The sequence below is a fragment of the Streptomyces sp. NPDC001513 genome (genome assembly GCF_042894695.1).
Taxonomy (GTDB): Bacteria; Actinomycetota; Actinomycetes; order Streptomycetales; family Streptomycetaceae; genus Streptomyces.
In genome coordinates, this window is sequence record NZ_JBIAVU010000012.1 from 53,921 (window position 1) to 70,448 (window position 16,528).

At 70.7% G+C, this 16,528-nt stretch carries 10 protein-coding genes; 5 read left to right on the forward strand and 5 right to left on the reverse strand.

Annotation, left to right across the window (positions count from 1 at the left end):
- Position 1: 1 nt before the first annotated feature.
- Together ACFYZ4_RS26010 and ACFYZ4_RS26015 are read right to left on the reverse strand one after the other, a co-directional pair.
- Complete coding sequence (locus tag ACFYZ4_RS26010) at positions 2-3,352, reverse strand: hypothetical protein (protein WP_390784935.1); 3,351 nt, start codon at positions 3,350-3,352, stop codon at positions 2-4.
- 84 nt (positions 3,353-3,436) lie between these two features.
- Positions 3,437-4,654, reverse strand: a complete 1,218-nt coding sequence (locus ACFYZ4_RS26015) for a S8 family serine peptidase (RefSeq protein ID WP_351291759.1) — start codon at positions 4,652-4,654, stop codon at positions 3,437-3,439.
- A 343-nt stretch (positions 4,655-4,997) separates the two neighbouring features.
- On the opposite strand from ACFYZ4_RS26015, the gene ACFYZ4_RS26020 reads away from it, so the two are divergent.
- On the forward strand, positions 4,998-5,576 hold the full coding sequence (locus ACFYZ4_RS26020; RefSeq protein WP_351291757.1) for a hypothetical protein: 579 nt from the start codon (positions 4,998-5,000) through the stop codon (positions 5,574-5,576).
- A 724-nt stretch (positions 5,577-6,300) separates the two neighbouring features.
- On the opposite strand, the gene ACFYZ4_RS26025 is transcribed toward ACFYZ4_RS26020, so the two are convergent.
- The 3 genes from ACFYZ4_RS26025 to ACFYZ4_RS26035 all read right to left on the reverse strand — a co-directional run bounded on the left by ACFYZ4_RS26025 (position 6,301) and on the right by ACFYZ4_RS26035 (position 10,981).
- On the reverse strand, positions 6,301-7,725 hold the full coding sequence (locus ACFYZ4_RS26025) for a hypothetical protein (RefSeq protein ID WP_390784936.1): 1,425 nt from the start codon (positions 7,723-7,725) through the stop codon (positions 6,301-6,303).
- A 21-nt stretch (positions 7,726-7,746) separates the two neighbouring features.
- Positions 7,747-9,132 carry a DUF1214 domain-containing protein gene (locus ACFYZ4_RS26030; RefSeq protein ID WP_351291753.1) on the reverse strand — a complete coding sequence of 462 codons (1,386 nt, stop codon included), beginning with the start codon at positions 9,130-9,132 and terminating at the stop codon, positions 7,747-7,749.
- Positions 9,133-10,120: 988 nt separating this feature from the next.
- Positions 10,121-10,981, reverse strand: a complete 861-nt coding sequence (locus ACFYZ4_RS26035; RefSeq protein ID WP_390784937.1) for an AraC family transcriptional regulator — start codon at positions 10,979-10,981, stop codon at positions 10,121-10,123.
- Between the two features lie 131 nt (positions 10,982-11,112).
- Here ACFYZ4_RS26035 and ACFYZ4_RS26040 point away from each other — a divergent pair, with 131 nt between their 5' ends.
- The 4 genes from ACFYZ4_RS26040 (at position 11,113) to ACFYZ4_RS26055 (ending at position 16,516) form a co-directional block, all read left to right on the forward strand.
- The gene (locus ACFYZ4_RS26040) at positions 11,113-11,655 is read left to right on the forward strand and encodes a carboxymuconolactone decarboxylase family protein (protein ID WP_384346741.1); all 543 of its coding nucleotides are present in this window, start codon (positions 11,113-11,115) and stop codon (positions 11,653-11,655) included.
- Positions 11,656-11,832: 177 nt separating this feature from the next.
- Entirely contained in the window at positions 11,833-13,050 is a 1,218-nt protein-coding gene (locus tag ACFYZ4_RS26045) for a 4-hydroxybenzoate 3-monooxygenase (RefSeq protein ID WP_390784938.1), read from the forward strand.
- 106 nt (positions 13,051-13,156) lie between these two features.
- Positions 13,157-14,935, forward strand: coding sequence for a methyltransferase (locus ACFYZ4_RS26050; protein WP_390784939.1), 1,779 nt, complete (start codon positions 13,157-13,159; stop codon positions 14,933-14,935).
- An 87-nt stretch (positions 14,936-15,022) separates the two neighbouring features.
- On the forward strand, positions 15,023-16,516 hold the full coding sequence (locus ACFYZ4_RS26055; protein WP_390785064.1) for an SMI1/KNR4 family protein: 1,494 nt from the start codon (positions 15,023-15,025) through the stop codon (positions 16,514-16,516).
- Positions 16,517-16,528 lie beyond the last annotated feature (12 nt).

Genomic DNA, 16,528 nt, shown 5'->3' on the forward strand with positions numbered 1-16,528 from the left:
GTCAGGCTCCCACGGGTGCGAAGGCGGTGCAGTAGGACGACCAGTCCTGCTGGCTGTAGCTGTCGGAGAAGGAATGAACGGCGGCCGGCGCGGCGGCACCGGCAGCGACGGCCGTCGACCGCCGCGCGTCGCGCACCGCAGAGCGGGAAGCGCGCGCGGCGGAGCTGGTCGAACCGCCGCCGGCGAGTTCCCGCCGCACGCCGAAGCTGACCGACGTCTCGAACAGGCCCAGGTCGATCGAGATCGTCACGTGGGCCTCGCCGACCAGGCGGTCCGGCTGCGAGAAGTAGGTGAGGGCGAGGTAGCAGTCCAGCGAGGCGGAGACCAGGCCGAGTACCTCCACCCTGCCGCCCAGGCGGACGTAGGCGGATAGTTCGACCTGCTGGGCCGTGGCACCGCCGTCAGCGGCCACGGTGCGTACGCCGAAGTAGATGCCGATCTTGGCTTCGACGTGGCCGGAGACCACACCGGCCACGTCGAAGGAGGTGCCCGCGCCGGCCTCCAGAGCGGCCTCCAGGCTCTCCACGCCGTCGGCCCCCGCCTCCAGTGCGAAGAAGCCTCCACCGCCGAGGAAGGAGAGGGTCAGTGAGAACGGCGCCTCCCGGCTGTTCAGAGCGAACCGGAACCGCACCGGTGACCCGTCGAAGGGCAGGTACAGTCCCGCGAACAGCGTCATCGAGTTGAGCGCGAAGATCCCGAAGGACAGCGACGGCAGCGCGAGGGAGAGTTCCGCCTGGATCTGCCGGCCGACCACGGCCACCGACAGCGGCGAGCCGGTGCCGCCGGAGGGTGCGGGACCGGCGGCCGCAGCTGCCCTGGAGGCCCGCGCGGCGGACGGTGCCGCGCCACCGCCGGGCACGCCGGGTACGGACAAGCGGCACAGCCGAGCGACCTCCTCCAGGTACTTCAGCGGGCCGTGGAAGGACACCTCGCCCAACTCGCAGTCGATGTCCGTCTGCCGGCCCTTGGCGGCGGTGAAGCGCAGCACCCTGACGCCCACGGTGACGAAGTGGCCGGGCCCCGAGTCGCCCCAGATGTTGAGGGACACGTCGCGCAGCTCGCCCCGTACGGAATAGGTGGCCTCCAGCGGGGGCAGCAGCCGGGCGACGGACACAGCCTCCACATGGAGGCTGCCGTCCGCCCCGGGTACGAACATGCGCAGCGAACCGGGTCCCGCCTTGAGCTTCGGACGCCAGTGGAGCCGGGCCTCGACGCGTTCCGGCTTCCGGATGCCGTCCTCGACCCTGTGGAACTCCTCGGATATGACCTTCATCGCCTGTTCGGCGTTCGCGGCGCCGCCGGTGAGTGGTGCCAGGACGTCACGGAGACGGATGCCGCCGAGGATCCTGGTATCGAGTTCCCCGAACATCCGGCCGGGGTCGAAGCGCTGGAGCGCGGCCTGGGCCAGGTCACCGGCGACCGGGCCGAACACCCGGGACATTCCGTCAACGGCCAAGCCGGGTGTGACCAAGCCGCCGCTCTTGTCGGCGGCATAGGAGAGCGCCTGGGCCGTGGTGTCCCTGGCCTTGGCCAGGTACACGCCTCCCGCGTTCTTCACACGGTCGAAACCGTCCTGGAGGTAACCCTGGTAGTACTCGAGCACGGCCTCCGCGGGGTCGGTCACCAGGGCGCGGACCGCCGTGGGCAGATCGGCGGTCAGGCGTGCGACGGTGGGGAATCCCGCGGTTCCCGTGGTGGCGGGGTTCGTGGCCGTGACCGCGAACGTCAGCGTGCGCACCACCAGGCTGGTGTCGCCCGGCCTCGCGGCGGGGGCCAGGGCCAGAGTCCGGCCGTCGACGCGGCCGAGGCGCCCGGGGTCCACGGGGGTCGTCTGCGTGTTGTACAGCCTGGTGATGTCATTGCGCAGCCGCTGGCTGGCAGCGCCCTTCTCGCTGACGAAGACCACCGGAGCGGTGAACGGGACGCGTCGGCCGTCCCAGTCCACTCCCACGAAGTGCAGGGGCAGCGGCGCGGAATCGACCTTGGCCATGAAGGCGTACGCCGTGTCGGAGCCGGGGGCCGGTGGGGCCGACGAGGCGCCGTACGTGGTGGTTGCGGGGTCGTCCAGGCTTGCCGTGGTGCGGGTCAGCGCCCTGATCGTCCGGAAGGGGAGTGACTTGCCCTGGTCGGGCATGTGCGGGTGGGAGGCGTAGTCCCGCTCCGGTTCCAGCACCACGAGGAAGTCGCGCGTGCGCAGGTATCCGGCGTCCACCCCGCCGGCGTCGCGCTCGATCTGCCGTTCCGTCACCCGCATGTAGGCGGCCCGGTGTCCGAAGGGCAGGAGGTAGCCGTGCTGGACGACGCGTACTTTCTGGTCGCGTCCTTGAGTGAGGTGGTGCGACCACTCGGCCAGGCCGGAGCTGAAGCCGCTGCCCGAGGTGTCCCAGGCCCCGTGCGCGTCCAGGGTGGCGCCCAGCGCGGACAGCGACAGGGCGTCGGCCTCGATGGGCGCGGGCAGTCCGGAGGCCGGCGGGGCGGACAGGGAGAAGTCGGAGGACAACCGGACCAGGTCATAGCGGTTCCGGGGCGTGAGGGACGTCGTGTACGGACCGGCGTCCGGGACGGAGGCCGGTGAACCGAGCCAGTCCGGGAAGCGGGGATCGGGCAACCAGACGGCACGGAGCACCCGTGACGTGTCGTCCTCGGCCACCGACCAGCTGTCGTCGTCCTCGTCGTGCACGCGTGTGCCCAGCCGGGTGTGCCACAACTCGGACCAGCCGCTCGGCGACTCCGGCACGTCGGTCGTCTCCGCATGGCACCACCCACTGGTGCTGTCCGGAGAGACGATCACACCGAACGGCACCTCCAGCGCCGTTTCGTGACCGGTCGGCGCGCGGAGGTCGCCACGGAAGCCGTCCGGTGCCGTACGTCCCTGTGCGTTGGGTACGAGCCGTGGCGCGAACCCGGCCCACCGGAGCAGCGCCTCGGTCGTATAGGGGAGCGGCACGTGGTCGGTCACGTCGAAGGCGAGGCGGCTCGCCCCGCCCCACTCCAGGGACACCGGGGCCTGGCCCGGCGCGCCCGAACCGTGGAAGGACCGCTCCTGAGCCGCCTGCGGACCGAGGTCGATCACGAGATAGGCGGGCTGGCCGGGAAGCCGTTTGGTGAGCTGGGGCCTGGAGAGGTCCGCGACGTGGAGGTTCACTGTGGAGATGCGCAGGTTGAGCATGTCCTCGCGACGTCGCAAATACGTGGTCTGCACGGGCAGTTCGACCGTCCGTACGACAGGATCGGACATCACGTCCCGACCCACGACGGCGGCACCGATCACGACCCCGGCCGCTCCGGAGACGCGCAGGAACAGTCGGCGGGACATCTTCTTGTTCGGTGGTGGGTTGTGGGGCACTGTCACCCTTCCTCGTTCGATGGAAGTACGGCGGCCGGGATCCGGCCGGCCGGGTGCGGGGGTCGCGCTCAGGTGCGCACATGCGGGCCGCTACAACCGCCCCTTGTGGAGCAGGACGTTCGGTGTGAAGGCGGGAACACCTGTGAGGCGGTCCCTGGTGCCGTTGCCGGTGAGCCAGTCGTGCAGGTTCTGGGGTGTGAAGGTCGGGTTGTGCGCCAGGACGATGGCGGCGACACCCGTGGCGAACGGAGTCGCCATCGACGTCCCGCTCCTCAGCCCGTTGGTCCACCGGTCCGTCGGCGTGTTCGGCAGTGTCGACCGGATGAAGTTGCCCGGAGCGTACAGATCGACGCAGGGCCCCGAGGCGCTGTCCTCCCATACCCGGTCCGTGCCGCCGATGTGGCTCGAAGCCCCCACGGTCAGCACCGACGGAACTCCTGCGGGCGTCTGGAAGCAGGCGTTCTCCCTGTCGTTGCCGGCTGCCGCCGCCACGAAGAACCGGGTGGCCAGCCGGGCGGCGCCGAGACTCACCTCGGGATCGAAATCGCCGCCGAGGGACATGTTCACCACAGCGGGCTGGATCCCGTAGTTGTAGACGTACTCCATGCCCGCGAGGACCGATTCCGGGCTCGCCGTCTTCCCGCAGCCGTCGGTGACCTTCACCCCGCGGAGATTGATGCGCTTGGCCACCCCGTAGGTGTCGGACCCGATGATGCCCGCCACATGCGTGCCGTGTCCCTCGCAGTCGTTCTCGATCTCCCCGTCGGCGTCGAAGACATTGATCGCCCTGCCGCCGAACTCCGGGTGGTCGGTGTCGATTCCGGTGTCGATGACGTACGCGTACATCCCCCGCGCGATCAGCTGGTACTGGTACTTCCTGTCGAGCGGCAGGTCCCTCTGGTCGATCCTGTCCAGGCCGGAACCGGGGTTGTCCTGGGTTTGGATGCGGTAGATGGGCGTCCGGGCACCGTCGTCCATGGTCCGGTACCGGTGGTTCTCCGAGATCTTCCTGATCTTCTCCGGGTGGTCGCGCATCGCCTCGATGTGGTGGGCGTCGGTCTTCACCGAGAACCCGTGGTAGACACCGGTGAAGACGTGCCGGGGTGTCACTCCCAGCGACGCGGCGACCTTCCTCGGGTCCTCGTCCTCCGGGACCGCCACGAGGTACACACCGTCACGGCTCTCCCCGTCCGCTCGGACGAGGGGCACCTTCTCCCTCGCGCCACGTGCTTCGGATGCTTCAGCGGAGAACGCCGACGTGGCGAGGACGGCGATTCCGGCCAGCGCGGCAGCGACAACTCTTCTCATGGTCAACAGCCCTTCTGAATGCGGCCCTCTCCCGGTGCCGGGCGACGAGGCGGGGCTCAGCAGCCCGGCGCATGGCCTACATCGGGTGATCCTGACCACTCGGGCAGCCCAGCCACAGAGCAACGCGTACTCATTCCTGCCGGACGGGGTGGGACGCCGCCAGGACGCCGGCCGCGAATGCTTTTCCGGCCGACCCGTCCAGTCGCCGCGACTTCGGAATGTGCAACAGCCCCGGCCTCGCGGCCAACTGAGTAGGCGTTACAGATGCGGTGAGATCAGCGCCGCGGACATGGTGTGATCACCGGCACGAACACACGTGCCATGAATCCGATCGGATGCAACCATGCAACGTCGAAAGAGCTTGGCGATCGCAGCCCTGGCCCTGTCGTCCTTCGCGTTCTCCCTTGTTCCGCAGACATCCGCCCATGCCGCAGACGGATGGTGCGGTGCGGGATGGCAGGCCGTCACCTCCTACCGAGGACCTGCCAGTGGTTCCTTCACTCACATGTCGACCAGGACATGCATCACGAAGGCGATGACGGGCGAGTACTTCTCCGGCAGCGCCACCGTGTTCAACGGTGCAACGACCAACGGTCAGTACAACGGTCACAATGGATCAAGGTGGGTGCAGTTCGGCAGTGCGGGCGGGAACGCAATGATCGGAGCCAAACTCGGATACGGCGACGCGACCAAGGTGATCAAGGGATCCTACGGAGACCCCACCAACAATTGCTACGCCGGCGAAATCATGCCGGGATACCAGGTGACGTGCACCTCGGACTGGGTCCTGGACAACACGCCTCTGTCTGCGAACCGCATTTCCAGCTATGTCCTGGTGGGAGCGTACTTTTGGCAGAGCGGCATGGGCGAGTGGCAGTGGGCCGACGGGTCCGCTGTCCGCGACTCCTCTTTCCTCAACTGAGCATCCGTACAGGCCGGAGTGGGCCGGGCCGGGGTGGGCCGGGCCGGGGTGGTGAGGCTCCGCGATGGGAGTGAATCCTGTGCCGACCGGATCCGGATCAAGTATCCGGCGCCTCGCGCTGCCATCCGCCGTTCTCGCTGCACTCGCCACCGTGCTCACCGCTTGTGCGGGCCATCGTGAGTCCACGGACGCGGGGCCGGCCGTCTCGGCGGCCTGTCAGACCATGGACGAGATCTTTCGACCGAGGGGAGTCAAAGGGAAGGAACAGCTCTTGGAGCATCTGCTGCGTTCCAGCCGGAAACTCGCAGCGCAGAGTGACGGAGGGCTGCGGAAGGCAGCCGAAGCCCACGCTCGATATGTGTCGCTGATGCACGCCGAAGCCCAGCAGCCTCTTGGCGTTGCGACACCACCAACGCCAAGCCGGATCACGGAGGAAGTACAGCGAGCTGGGCTGGAGGCCTATGGAACGATCCGCGAAGCGGCTTGGAACGACTGTCGTCTTCCCTATCTCGAGCCGGGACGCGACAGCCCTGACGGATCGAGGCCGGAGTAGCCCCCCCCGAGACGGCGGCGCGTCTTCCCCTCGCGGGGCGGGCTGTTGGGGAACATCCGCAGCCCGCTCGGCAGCGGCACGACAGGCCGAGACGGTGCCCCGGTGTTCGAGCAGGTCACGGCTCGGATCCGGGTGCCCCGGCCTGTCGGCAGACCGCCCGGCCCCGCGGCCCTACATGCCGGTCTTGCCCGACCTGCCGGGCTCGGCAGGCTTGCCGGGTTTGCCGTGGCCGGGGCCTCCCGGCTTGTGGGGCTTGTGGGGCTTGTCCGGGTGCTCCGCCTGCGCGAAGCACGCGTCCGCTCCACCGACCTCGAACAGCGTGGTCGAGCAATAGACCGCCTCGGGGTAGTAGGCGCCCATCACGTCGCGCGCGGTATCGGGGTTGCCGTCCGGCGGCACGTTCTGCACCGCGTGGGTGAAGCCCGGGGCCGGGACCATGTTGCGCATCAGCAGGAGATCGCGCGGTGCCGGCCGGCCGATCAGGTTGGTGCCCCAGGCGAGCCAGGTGACACCGTTGGCCGTGGTCGCGTTGCCCGGCCGGTCCGCCGGTGTGGAGACGACGTACGTGTACCGGCCGGCGGAGTCGAGAGTCGTCTGGTAGTCGGCGGCGCAGGCCACCACCGGGTAGGGCTTGGCGTAGATGTTGTTGCACATGGACCAGTACCTGAGGTCCTGCGGCCCGGTCACCGGCTCACCGCCCCGGGTGTCCGGGAACTGCGGCCCCCGGCCCCTGACCACCACGATCCGCCGTGCCTGGTAGAGCACCGGTGAGGAGACGTACTCGTTGGACGCGTTGGGGAAGAACCCGGCCTCGTACTGCGGTGGCTGGTGCGCGAAGAGCGGCTCCGGCCACAGGTCCGGGTAGGGCCCCGGCGCGACCGCGTAGACGAAGGCGGTGAGCAGGGCGTTGACGACCGTGTTCCCGCCCGGGTTGGGGCACGGCGGCAGGGTCACCGGGACACCGCCCGCACCGGTGACCGAGACGGCCGGGAGGGCAGGCGTGCCGGCCGGCTCGTTCGGGTCGGTCGGAATGTACACGCGGAAGATGAGGTAGCCGGTGCCGTTGGCATCCGGTGGGACGGCCCTCAGCGGGTTGGGCCCCTCCGTGCCGTCGGCCGTGATGGTGACGGTGTAGGTCGCGTCGTACGAGGCACCGGGGACGGTGTAGGGGTTCTGCTCGCCGTTGTCGGGCTGGATCTGCGCGTCGTAGAGGGAGTCGGGTCCTCCCGTCACGGGCGAGAACTGGTTGTCGTACGTGCTGAGGGAGAAGAAGCGGGCCTGCGCGAACGTCCCCTTGACGGTCAGCTTCATGCCAGGGGTGAACCGGTACGGGATCACCCAGTACGAGGAACTGGTGTCGGGGAAGGCCACGTTCAGGTTCTCGGCGGTGGCCAGCAACGGCCAGGCGCAGCGTGTGGTCACGCCGGGCATGGTCGGTGCGTCCACCACCAGTTCCTCCGGCATGTCCGGTGCCGGAACGGACGGTGGCGGGTGCGCGGCGGCAGTGGCCGGGCCGGTCAGGGCCGGACCGGCGGCCAGGGCTACGGCGCCCGCCAGCAGCAGGGCCTTCGTGACGAATGGCTGAAGCCGGGGCATGGATCTCCTCTACGAACGCTTTCAGTCGAGCGGGGTGACGGCCGGCGGTACGTACGTGTTGTCCGCGACGCTTCCTTCGGGGCCGTAGACGCGCAGCATGACGTTGAACGGACCGTCCGGGACGGGCAGCCAGTTCCCCGCCGGGACCCCCTCGGGTCGTTTCGGCGTCATGTACACGGTCACCGAACCGTCCGGGGCGGTGACCAGCCCGGGTGTGTAGCTCGCGACGACGTACTTCTCGGCGTCGTTCGGCACGAGAGTGACCGACTTCGGCAGGTACGAGGTCACCGACCAGAACCGCCTGGCCTGGGGCAGCTGCCCCGCCGGGAACGTGATCCGGTAGCCGTGCTCGGAGGCGTCGAGCCGGGCTCCGGACCCGTCGGTGAAGGCGTGGTAATAGGCGGCTGTGACCCGGGAGTTGCCGTACTGGAGGAACTCGCTGATGGAGGACCGGTCCAGGTACTCCGAAGCCGTCCAGATGCCGACGTTGGTGAAGTGCACCCAGTTCGTCGGACCCTGGTGCGTGAGGTAGTTCCGCACGATGCGCGCGTGGGCCTCCTGGGCGCCGCGGGCGAACGCGTCCGCCTCGTCGGGGTCCACGCCGTTGCCGAACAGCCGGTCGAACCGGTCGGCCAGGGCCTGGTCCGCAGGGCTCAGCGGAGCGGTCGTCCGGTCGTGCATGGCTCGCTGGAGCTGGCGGAGGTAGGCCAGCGGAGCCCGGCCGATCTCCCGGTCGGCGAGCTCCTTGAGCTTCGCCCCGTACACGATGACCGGCAGGACGCGCGCCTGGCCGGAGGAGGGGTCGCGCTGGTAGTCGGCCGGCGTGGCCAGGTGCAGGTTCAGCCGGAACCGCTCGGCCTCCTCGCGCATGTCGGTGCCGTCGGAGGAGTACTTGTCCGCCCGGAAGATCCACGAGCTGGCCGCCAGCGGCACCGGGATCTGCGTCACCCCGGGCGGCAGCGTGCCGGTCCACCCGGGAGGGGTGAGCGCGTACGTCCCCGGTCGCTCCGTCGACACGCCCGTGGTGAAGACGTTGCCGAACAGGTCGGTGGTGAGCAGGGAGTACGTGGCCGTGGTGGACGGCACGGTGAGGATGAGCGGCTGACCGTTGGTCATGTCCACGAAGGCCCGCACGTACAGGGTGTCGTCGTTGGGCGCGACGACCAGCCCGAACACGGGGCTCATGGTCGCGGGCCCCGTCAGGCTGTTGGCAGCCAGGTCCCGCGGGTTCTGGAGGTAGGTGAACCAACGGGGGTAGAAGTGCTCCACGTAGCTGGCGGCCGTGGCGCGGACGGTACCACCCGCCCCGTCCGCGGGCGGCTTCGGATTCGCGGTCGCGGTGCCGCCGAGCAGGAGACTGGCGGCGACGGCGAATGCCGCGAACCGCAGTGAGGGCGTCGTTCTCATAGGCCTTCCTGGTCGTCAGGAATGACATGGCGCCCTTGATCTATCAGCCCGCGCGCCGAGCCTCGCCGCGACAACGCCGCGACCGCCACGAAGACACCTCGTCCGGCTCCGTTCGATTCGTCGTGAGAGCCGCGCGGCATCGTCGTGGGTGAGTAGCCCATGCTCTCGCCGGCACCTGACGTCCCCCGTAGCGTCAGCACACGCCACCAGGAGAACGCACACGACCTGTGCGAAACAGGTACGTACTGCCACTGAAACTCGAAATAGGTACGATCATGCAGGAAAAAAGGCACCACGGGCCCTTCGACAAGCCGGCTGTGGACCGCCTCGAAACGACGCACGCCGGTAGGGCCACCCATCGCGATGTCGCCGCGTTCATCCTGTTGATCACGGAAGCGACACGCAACCCGCTGTCGGCCGAAGAGGTCTGCCGTCAACTGGGGTACGTGCCGGACCGCGCTCGCGTGCTCGGGGTACGGACCATGCTGCGCCGGCTCACCGCCCAGGGACGGCTGACGGAAGGGCCCCGTGGGCACTTCGGGCGATCAGCACATGCGGCCGAGCACCCGCCCCTCGGCGCCGCGCCGGCCTTCGGTGAGCCCGTTCTGCAGCGTGGCGTGGGTGCGCAGGGCGATGGTGGTGAGGGCGGGGGTCGGGTGCGGAAAGGGCGGCCGGGGCGAGGGTCCCGTTCTGGTCGGCCTCGTGGTACGGGACACCGGCGAGGACGGGCGAGGCCTCGTTCTCCAGGTGCGCCTGGATGAGCGCGACCACGCGCGCCCGGTTGCGCCCGGCCTTGTTGCGCTGGAACGTGCCGAGGATCTGGGTGGCGTACCGGGGCAGCGCGGTACGCGGGACATCGCGGATCCTCCTCTTGATCATTGCCGCGCCAGGCTGAGCATCACATCCGGCCGGTGTCCGGCGTGCAGGGGGGCGATCCTGCCGGTCAACCCCAACGGTGCCAGGCGGTGAGCCGTGCGCCGGTGCTCGGTCATGGCGCGGCGGCGTCCGCGGCCAGCCAGGCGCGCGGGGAATGGCCTACGCGCTGAGTGAAGGCTCGGGAGAAGGCCGCTGGGTTCGCGTAGCCGAGTTCGGCCGCGGTGTGCGCCACCGAGGCGCCGGTGCGCAGCCGGCCCTGTGCGACGGTGACCCGCCATTCCGCGAGGTAGTCGGCCGGTGGCTGTCCGACCAGTTCCTTGAAGCGGGCGGCGAAGGAGCTGCGGGACATGCGTGCTTCCTGGGCCATCGCGGCCAGCGTCCACGGCCCACCCGGTGTCTCGTGGATCGCCGTGAGCGCCCGGGCGAGGCGCTCGTCCGAGAGGCCCGTCAGGAGGCCGCGGGGCAGCGCGAGCTCGTCGGCGTGGCCGAGTATCCAGCGGTAGAGCTGGATCAGGACCACCTCGAACAGCCTGTCCGCCAGTACCCGACTCCCACACCGGACGTGGTCGATCTCCGCGAACAACAGGTCGAGGGCGGGGCCGAGCGTGTCGACGTCAGCGAGTGGCAGCACGACGACGGGAGGCAGGGTGCGCACCAGCGGGTGGGCCTGGCCGCCGTCGAAATCGAGGGTGGCGCAGGCGAAGTCGGAGTCCTCGGTGGGGGCGTTGTGGAATGCGTGCTCCAGAGGACGCGGGTAGAACAGCAGGCTCGGTCGGTCGATCCGCAACTTCTCCAGGCGCCCGCCCACACCCTGGTGGGTCACCTCCATCTCGCCGTGCCTGAGGACGTGCAGGAAGCCGCGGCCGGGCTGTGCGGCGAAGTTCGTCACGCCGCACAGCGGGCCGGTGTGGAACAGCCGAGTGCGGACACGGAACTTCTCCAGCAGGGGCGAGATCCGGTCGAGGGACACCATGGCCTCATCGTGTCAGACGATTTGGTAAGAAGTCGAGACGATATGAACCTCAGCGTCCAGGGCGCTTCGGCAGGGTGATCTTACTTCGCCTCGACCGTGGCGAAGCAGTCCTTCCTGAACCAGGAGCAGCCATGTCCCACGTCCCCCTCGTCGAGCACGAGTTCGCGACCGAAGCCGTCAAGCAGCAGTTCGACGAGATCCACGCCGCTTTCGGTGCGGTCCCGGCCATGTTCCGCGCCGTGGCCAACTCGCCCGCGGCCCTGGCCAGCATGTGGGGCTCGTTCGGCGCGTTCGCCGGCGGCACTCTCGGCCCTGCCCTCGGTGAGCAGATCGCCGTCGCGGTGGCCAACCGGAACGCGTGCGCCTACTGCCTGTCGGCGCACACCGCGCTGGGCCGCAAGGCCGGCGTGTCCCGCGAGGCGCTGGAGGCCGCGCAGACCGGTGCTTCCGACGACCCCCGTACCGCCGTACTGCTCGGCTTCGCACTCAAGTTGGTCGAGGACCGCGGGCAGGTCACGGCCCAGGACGTGCAGGCCGTCCGTGATCAGGGCTGGAACGACGAGCACATCGTCGAGGTGATCGGACAGGTCGCGCTCAACCTGTTCACCAACTACATCAACGTCGCCCTCCAGGTTCCGCTCGACTTCCCGACGGTGGCGCTGAAGCGCGGCTGAATCGACGCGGTCTGATGCGAGGCTCGAACCGCCGAGGGCCCTCATCGGGGGTTCGAGCCTCGAGACCGAATTCGCCCGGACGAGCCGGGCGGAAGATAGAGCGATCTTCATTCTATTGCGGCATCCGAATTGCTCTTGATCATTGCCGAGTTCTTCCGTGCTTATGATTCCCGCGCTATGAGAGAAAGCCAGAACTGCCGCCGAGCGTTATGTGATTCGGCCGATGTCGTCGTCCTCGGAGCCGGCCCCGCCGGCCTCCTGCTCGGGAACCTCCTGCTCGCCGCCGGGATCGACTGCGTCGTCCTCGAACGCGCCGCCCGCTCCCATGTCCAGACCCGGCCCCGGGCCGGCTTCCTCGCCCCGAACACCGTACGGATCCTGGACCGTCACGGTCTCGCCGACGGGCTGCACCGCGACGGACGTACGCACGGCACGTGCGAGTTCCGCACCGGGGACGGCCGTTTCCGCCTCGACTACAGCGCCCTCGGCCGTGGCGAGCAGCACACCGTCTACCCGCAGCAGAACCTGGTGACCGACCTCCTGACGCACTACCTCGACGCAGGCGGCCGCATCCGCTTCCGCACCGAGGCGGTCGCCGTCCACGACGCCGACGGCCCCCAGCCCTACGTCACCACCCGCGAGCCGGACGGACGCCCCACCCGTTGGGACGCCCGGTACGTCGCCGGCTGCGACGGCCGGCACGGAGCGGCCCGCCGCTCGCTCCCGCCCGACGCGGTGCGCCACCACCACGACCACGGGGTGAGCTGGCTCGGTCTGCTCGCCGAAGCCCCGCCCAGCCTCGACGCCGTCGGCTACGCCGTCCACGACCGCGGTTTCGCCGGCCACATGGCCCGCAGCCCGCAGGTCACGCGCTACTACCTCCAGTGCCGGCGCGGCGCCTCCGCCGACGCCTGGTCCGAGGAGCGGATCTGGGACGAGCTCGACCTGCGCATGCGCGCCACCGAGCACGGCCCGCTGCACCGGGGGCCGATCATCGAGCGCGGCGTCGTCGACCTGGCCTGTGACGTCGTCGAACCGCTGCGCCACGGCTCGCTCCTGCTGGCCGGCGACGCGGCGAGCCTGACCGCCCCGGCGGCCGCGAAGGGCGCGAACCTCGCCGTCCTGGAGGCGGAGCTCCTGGCCGGAGCCCTGGCCGAGGCCCTCGCCGGAGGGGACGGCACGGCCCTCGACCGCTACTCGGCGCAGAGCCTGGCGCACATCTGGCGCGCGCAGGAGTTCACCCAGTGGATGACCGGGCTGCTGCACGCGATCCCCGGCCAGGACCCGTCAGGCGGATCGTTCTTCCACGCCTCCCTGCGGCGCGCCCGCCTCGACTCCCTGCGCACGTCCCGCGCACACCAGGACTGGTTCGCCGAGAACTACGTCGGCGTGTGACCACGGCCCCACCCGGCCCCACCCGCTTCCGCCGACCCCTTCCCACCCCAGCCCACCACGCACCACCCCCCCCACGCCCCAGCACCGGCCCTAGGACACCTGCGCGATGACGACGACCCTCCCCGACGAATCGATCCTCCCCGCCGGAGCGGAACTTCCCGGCGAAACGATGCTCCTCGACGACACGGCCCGCCTGCGCGCGGCAGCCGCCTTCGTACGGGAACACGACAGTGCCACCCTGCTGCCCCTCCTGCTGCCCGGCCTGCGCGGCCCGGAACTCAAGTCGGTGGCCGCGCGGTGCCGGTTCGCCCACGCCGGTCTGCTGCTCTTCCCCTCCGACGCGCAGGACCTGCGCAGCCGGCTCGTCGAGTGCGGCCTCGCCGCCGACACCCCGGCACAGCCCAGCGTCGTCGTACGGGCGCGGCTCGCCCGGCGTCACCACCGCGACGCGGCCGAGCTCGACGTCCGGATCCTGCGCCCCCGCGTCCACGGCCCGGCCGGGGAGCGCCGCGTGGTGGAGGTGTTCACCCTGCACGTGCCCGCGCACTCGGACCTGGAACCGATCGCCGCGCACGAACGCGCCCGCGGCCACGAGGCCCATCTGGCCTTCGAGCTGGAGTCCCCGGACCCCGTGGCGCTGCACGGCCTGTGCGCGGTACTCGCCCGGCACGGCGCCCGCCCCGACGGCGGCGGGTACAACCCGCACGAGGACGGCACCGTCCTGTACTTCACCACCCCCTCGGACACGGCGTGCGGCTACCGGCGGCTCGAGCTCTACGCTCCGGGCGCCCACCGCGACGCCCTCGCCGCCCACCTCGAGGGCCTCGACGGCCTCGACGAGCGCCCGGACGCGGACGCGGACCGGTCGGCTGAAACGCTCCTCCACCTCCTCACGGGAGCGTGGACCACCCAGGCCCTCGCCGCGTTCGCACGCCTGCGCCTGCCCGAGGCCATGGAACCCGGCGCCCCCGTCGGCACCCGGGAACTCGCCCGGCGCACCGGGACCCACCCCGACAGCCTCGCCACGCTCCTGCGCTACCTCGCGATGCTCGACGTCGTGGCCGAGGACCCCGAGGGGCAGGACGGCTTCCGCCTCACCCCGCTCGGCGGCCTGCTGCTCGCGGACTCCCCGGACACGATGCGCCCGCTGGCACTGATGTACGCGGGCCCCTTCTACCGGTCCTTCGCCGCGCTCGACCACACCGTACGGACCGGGAAGCCGGCCTTCGACGAGCTCTTCGGCGAGAACCACTTCGACCACTTCGCCCGCGACCCCGAACTCGCGGACCTCTTCGACCGTTCCATGGCGGCGAGTTCGCGCATGTTCCGGCCGCTGCCCGCCCACCCGGTGATCACCGCCGCGGCCCAGGCACCCGCCCCCCGGACCGTCGTCGACGTGGCTGGCGGGAACGGCGAGCTCCTCGGCCGCATCCTGACCGCGCATCCGAGCCTGCGCGGCACGCTCCTGGAGCGCCCGCACGCCGTCGAGACCGCCCGCCGCTCGCTGGACGCCGCGGGGTGCGGCGCCCGTTGCGACTACCGCAGCGGAGACTTCGCGGACGTGCCCCACGGCGGCGACGTCTACATCCTCTCCCGCGTGCTCCACGACTGGGACGACGACAAGTGCCGGGAGATCCTGCGCCACTGTGCCCGCGCGATGCCGGCCCACGCCGACCTGCTGATCGTCGAACGCCTCCTGCCCGCCGACGGTTCCCCCTCACTGGCCACGGCCTGGGACCTCCACATGATGTGCAACGTCGGAGGCCGCGAACGCCGTGCCGATCAGTACGCCCGACTGCTCGCCGACGCCGGACTCGAACTGCTGGACCACACCCCCCTGCCCCTGGAGGCCCACGTCATGCACGCCCGCAGAGCACCTGCCTAGGACGGGCCGGGCCGGACGGGCCGGGCGGGCCGGGGCCGTTGTCAGTGGGGGCTGCCACCCTTGCGATCATGATGCGATTCGGCCCGGATCGCCGCGGCCGAGGCCCGCCTCGGCATCACCTTTCCCCCGTCGCTGCGGTCTTTTCTCGCGGTCACCGACGGCTGGCACCAGGCGGGCCACTTCGTCTGGCGGCTCGCCGGCTGCGAGGACCTCCGCTGGTGCGGCGACCCGCACGACATGCGGGGGATATGGCTGGACGGCGCCGGGGACGACGCCGACGAGGACCTGGTCCGTCTGGCGGGCCTGTGGTCCCGTTCGCTCCAACTCGCCACCGAATCCGACATGGTCGACGTCCTGCTGGACCCGGAGGACGTGGACGAGCGGGGGGAGTGGGCCGTGTACACGTGGGCGCCCTGGCGCGGGAGCCCACCGGAACGCCTCCCGTCCTTCCGCCACTTCATGGAGGACGCGTACCGGGAGTTCCACTCCATGGCCTCGGACCGGCCGGCTTTCGCGAACGAGACCACCGCGGCCCTGGACGACAGGGTCGAGCAGGCGCGGCTGGCGGCCCTGCGCGGCGCGTACGAGGAGGCACGGGAAACCCTGTCCGATGCCGCCGCGTTCGGCCGGCCGGGGGCGTCCCGGCTCCGGGACCAGATCGACGTGCTGTGCGGCACGGCCACCGGAGCCGAGGGAGGGGCCTCGCTCGCCGACCCGTACGTCGCCCACGAAGCGGTGCCGCTGACCTGCCGGGCGCAGTCGCGGTACGGCACCCATCAGTACGGCACCGATCAGGAGGAGCTGCTGACGCGGTGCTATCCCGAGGAGGACCGGCCCGCGGTGGCCGCGACCCTGCGGGCGATCGAGGAGGCGACCTTCCGGTACCGGGCGGACGGAGCGTTCGGGGAGGCCGTGGAGACGGCACGCGCGCTGGCCCGGCGGGCGCAGCCGGAGGCGGCCTGGCGGACGCTGGCCACCGCGCTGCCCGCGTGGACTCCCCGGTCCGCCGACCACATCGCCCCCGTCGGCCTGCTCGCGGACCCGTACCTGGGGCCGGTCCTCACGCCGGGGGACGCATGGCAGCCGCACCCGGGCGGAGAGCCGTGGGAGAACCGGACGGTCGCCCGGTTCGGCGCGGCAGGGGACGGCTGGGCCTTCGCCCACTCCGGTCAGGGCATCGACGCCGCCCTCCAGGAGCGGTTCGCGTCACCCGCCACGGAAGCCTCCCGCGGGACGCGGGCCCTGACGCTCACGTACGCACCGCAGGGGGACCCCGAGTCCCCCGCGGCCTTCCACTTCTCCTGCGCCGAGAACGGAGAGCAGCGCTACGGGCTGACGATCCGGGGCGAGACGCGGACCACGACCGGGAAGATACCCGCGGAGCTCACGTCCGCCGGCCTCCTCGCGGGGCGCACCGTTTCCGACGGGCCCCGCACGGCGCTCGACTCGATCGCCGCGCACTTCGGGGTCACGGTGTCCCGGGAGGCCGTGTGCCGCGGCCGCCTGGACGGCTTCGAGACCCGCAGCTGGCTCCGCGCGCCGGCCCCCGGGGAGGGCTATGCCTACTGGACCCGTTCCTGAACCGCCGGTTCG

Excerpts from the sequence above, each read along its gene's own strand:
- ACFYZ4_RS26015 (WP_351291759.1), bottom strand. The coding sequence starts at position 4,654 with ATGAGAAGAGTTGTCGCTGCCGCGCTGGCCGGAATCGCCGTCCTCGCC.
- ACFYZ4_RS26020 (WP_351291757.1), top strand. The coding sequence starts at position 4,998 with ATGCAACGTCGAAAGAGCTTGGCGATCGCAGCCCTGGCCCTGTCGTCC.
- ACFYZ4_RS26025 (WP_390784936.1), bottom strand. The coding sequence starts at position 7,725 with ATGCCCCGGCTTCAGCCATTCGTCACGAAGGCCCTGCTGCTGGCGGGC.
- ACFYZ4_RS26030 (WP_351291753.1), bottom strand. The coding sequence starts at position 9,132 with ATGAGAACGACGCCCTCACTGCGGTTCGCGGCATTCGCCGTCGCCGCC.
- ACFYZ4_RS26035 (WP_390784937.1), bottom strand. The coding sequence starts at position 10,981 with ATGGTGTCCCTCGACCGGATCTCGCCCCTGCTGGAGAAGTTCCGTGTC.
- ACFYZ4_RS26040 (WP_384346741.1), top strand. The coding sequence starts at position 11,113 with ATGTCCCACGTCCCCCTCGTCGAGCACGAGTTCGCGACCGAAGCCGTC.
- ACFYZ4_RS26045 (WP_390784938.1), top strand. The coding sequence starts at position 11,833 with ATGAGAGAAAGCCAGAACTGCCGCCGAGCGTTATGTGATTCGGCCGAT.
- ACFYZ4_RS26050 (WP_390784939.1), top strand. The coding sequence starts at position 13,157 with ATGACGACGACCCTCCCCGACGAATCGATCCTCCCCGCCGGAGCGGAA.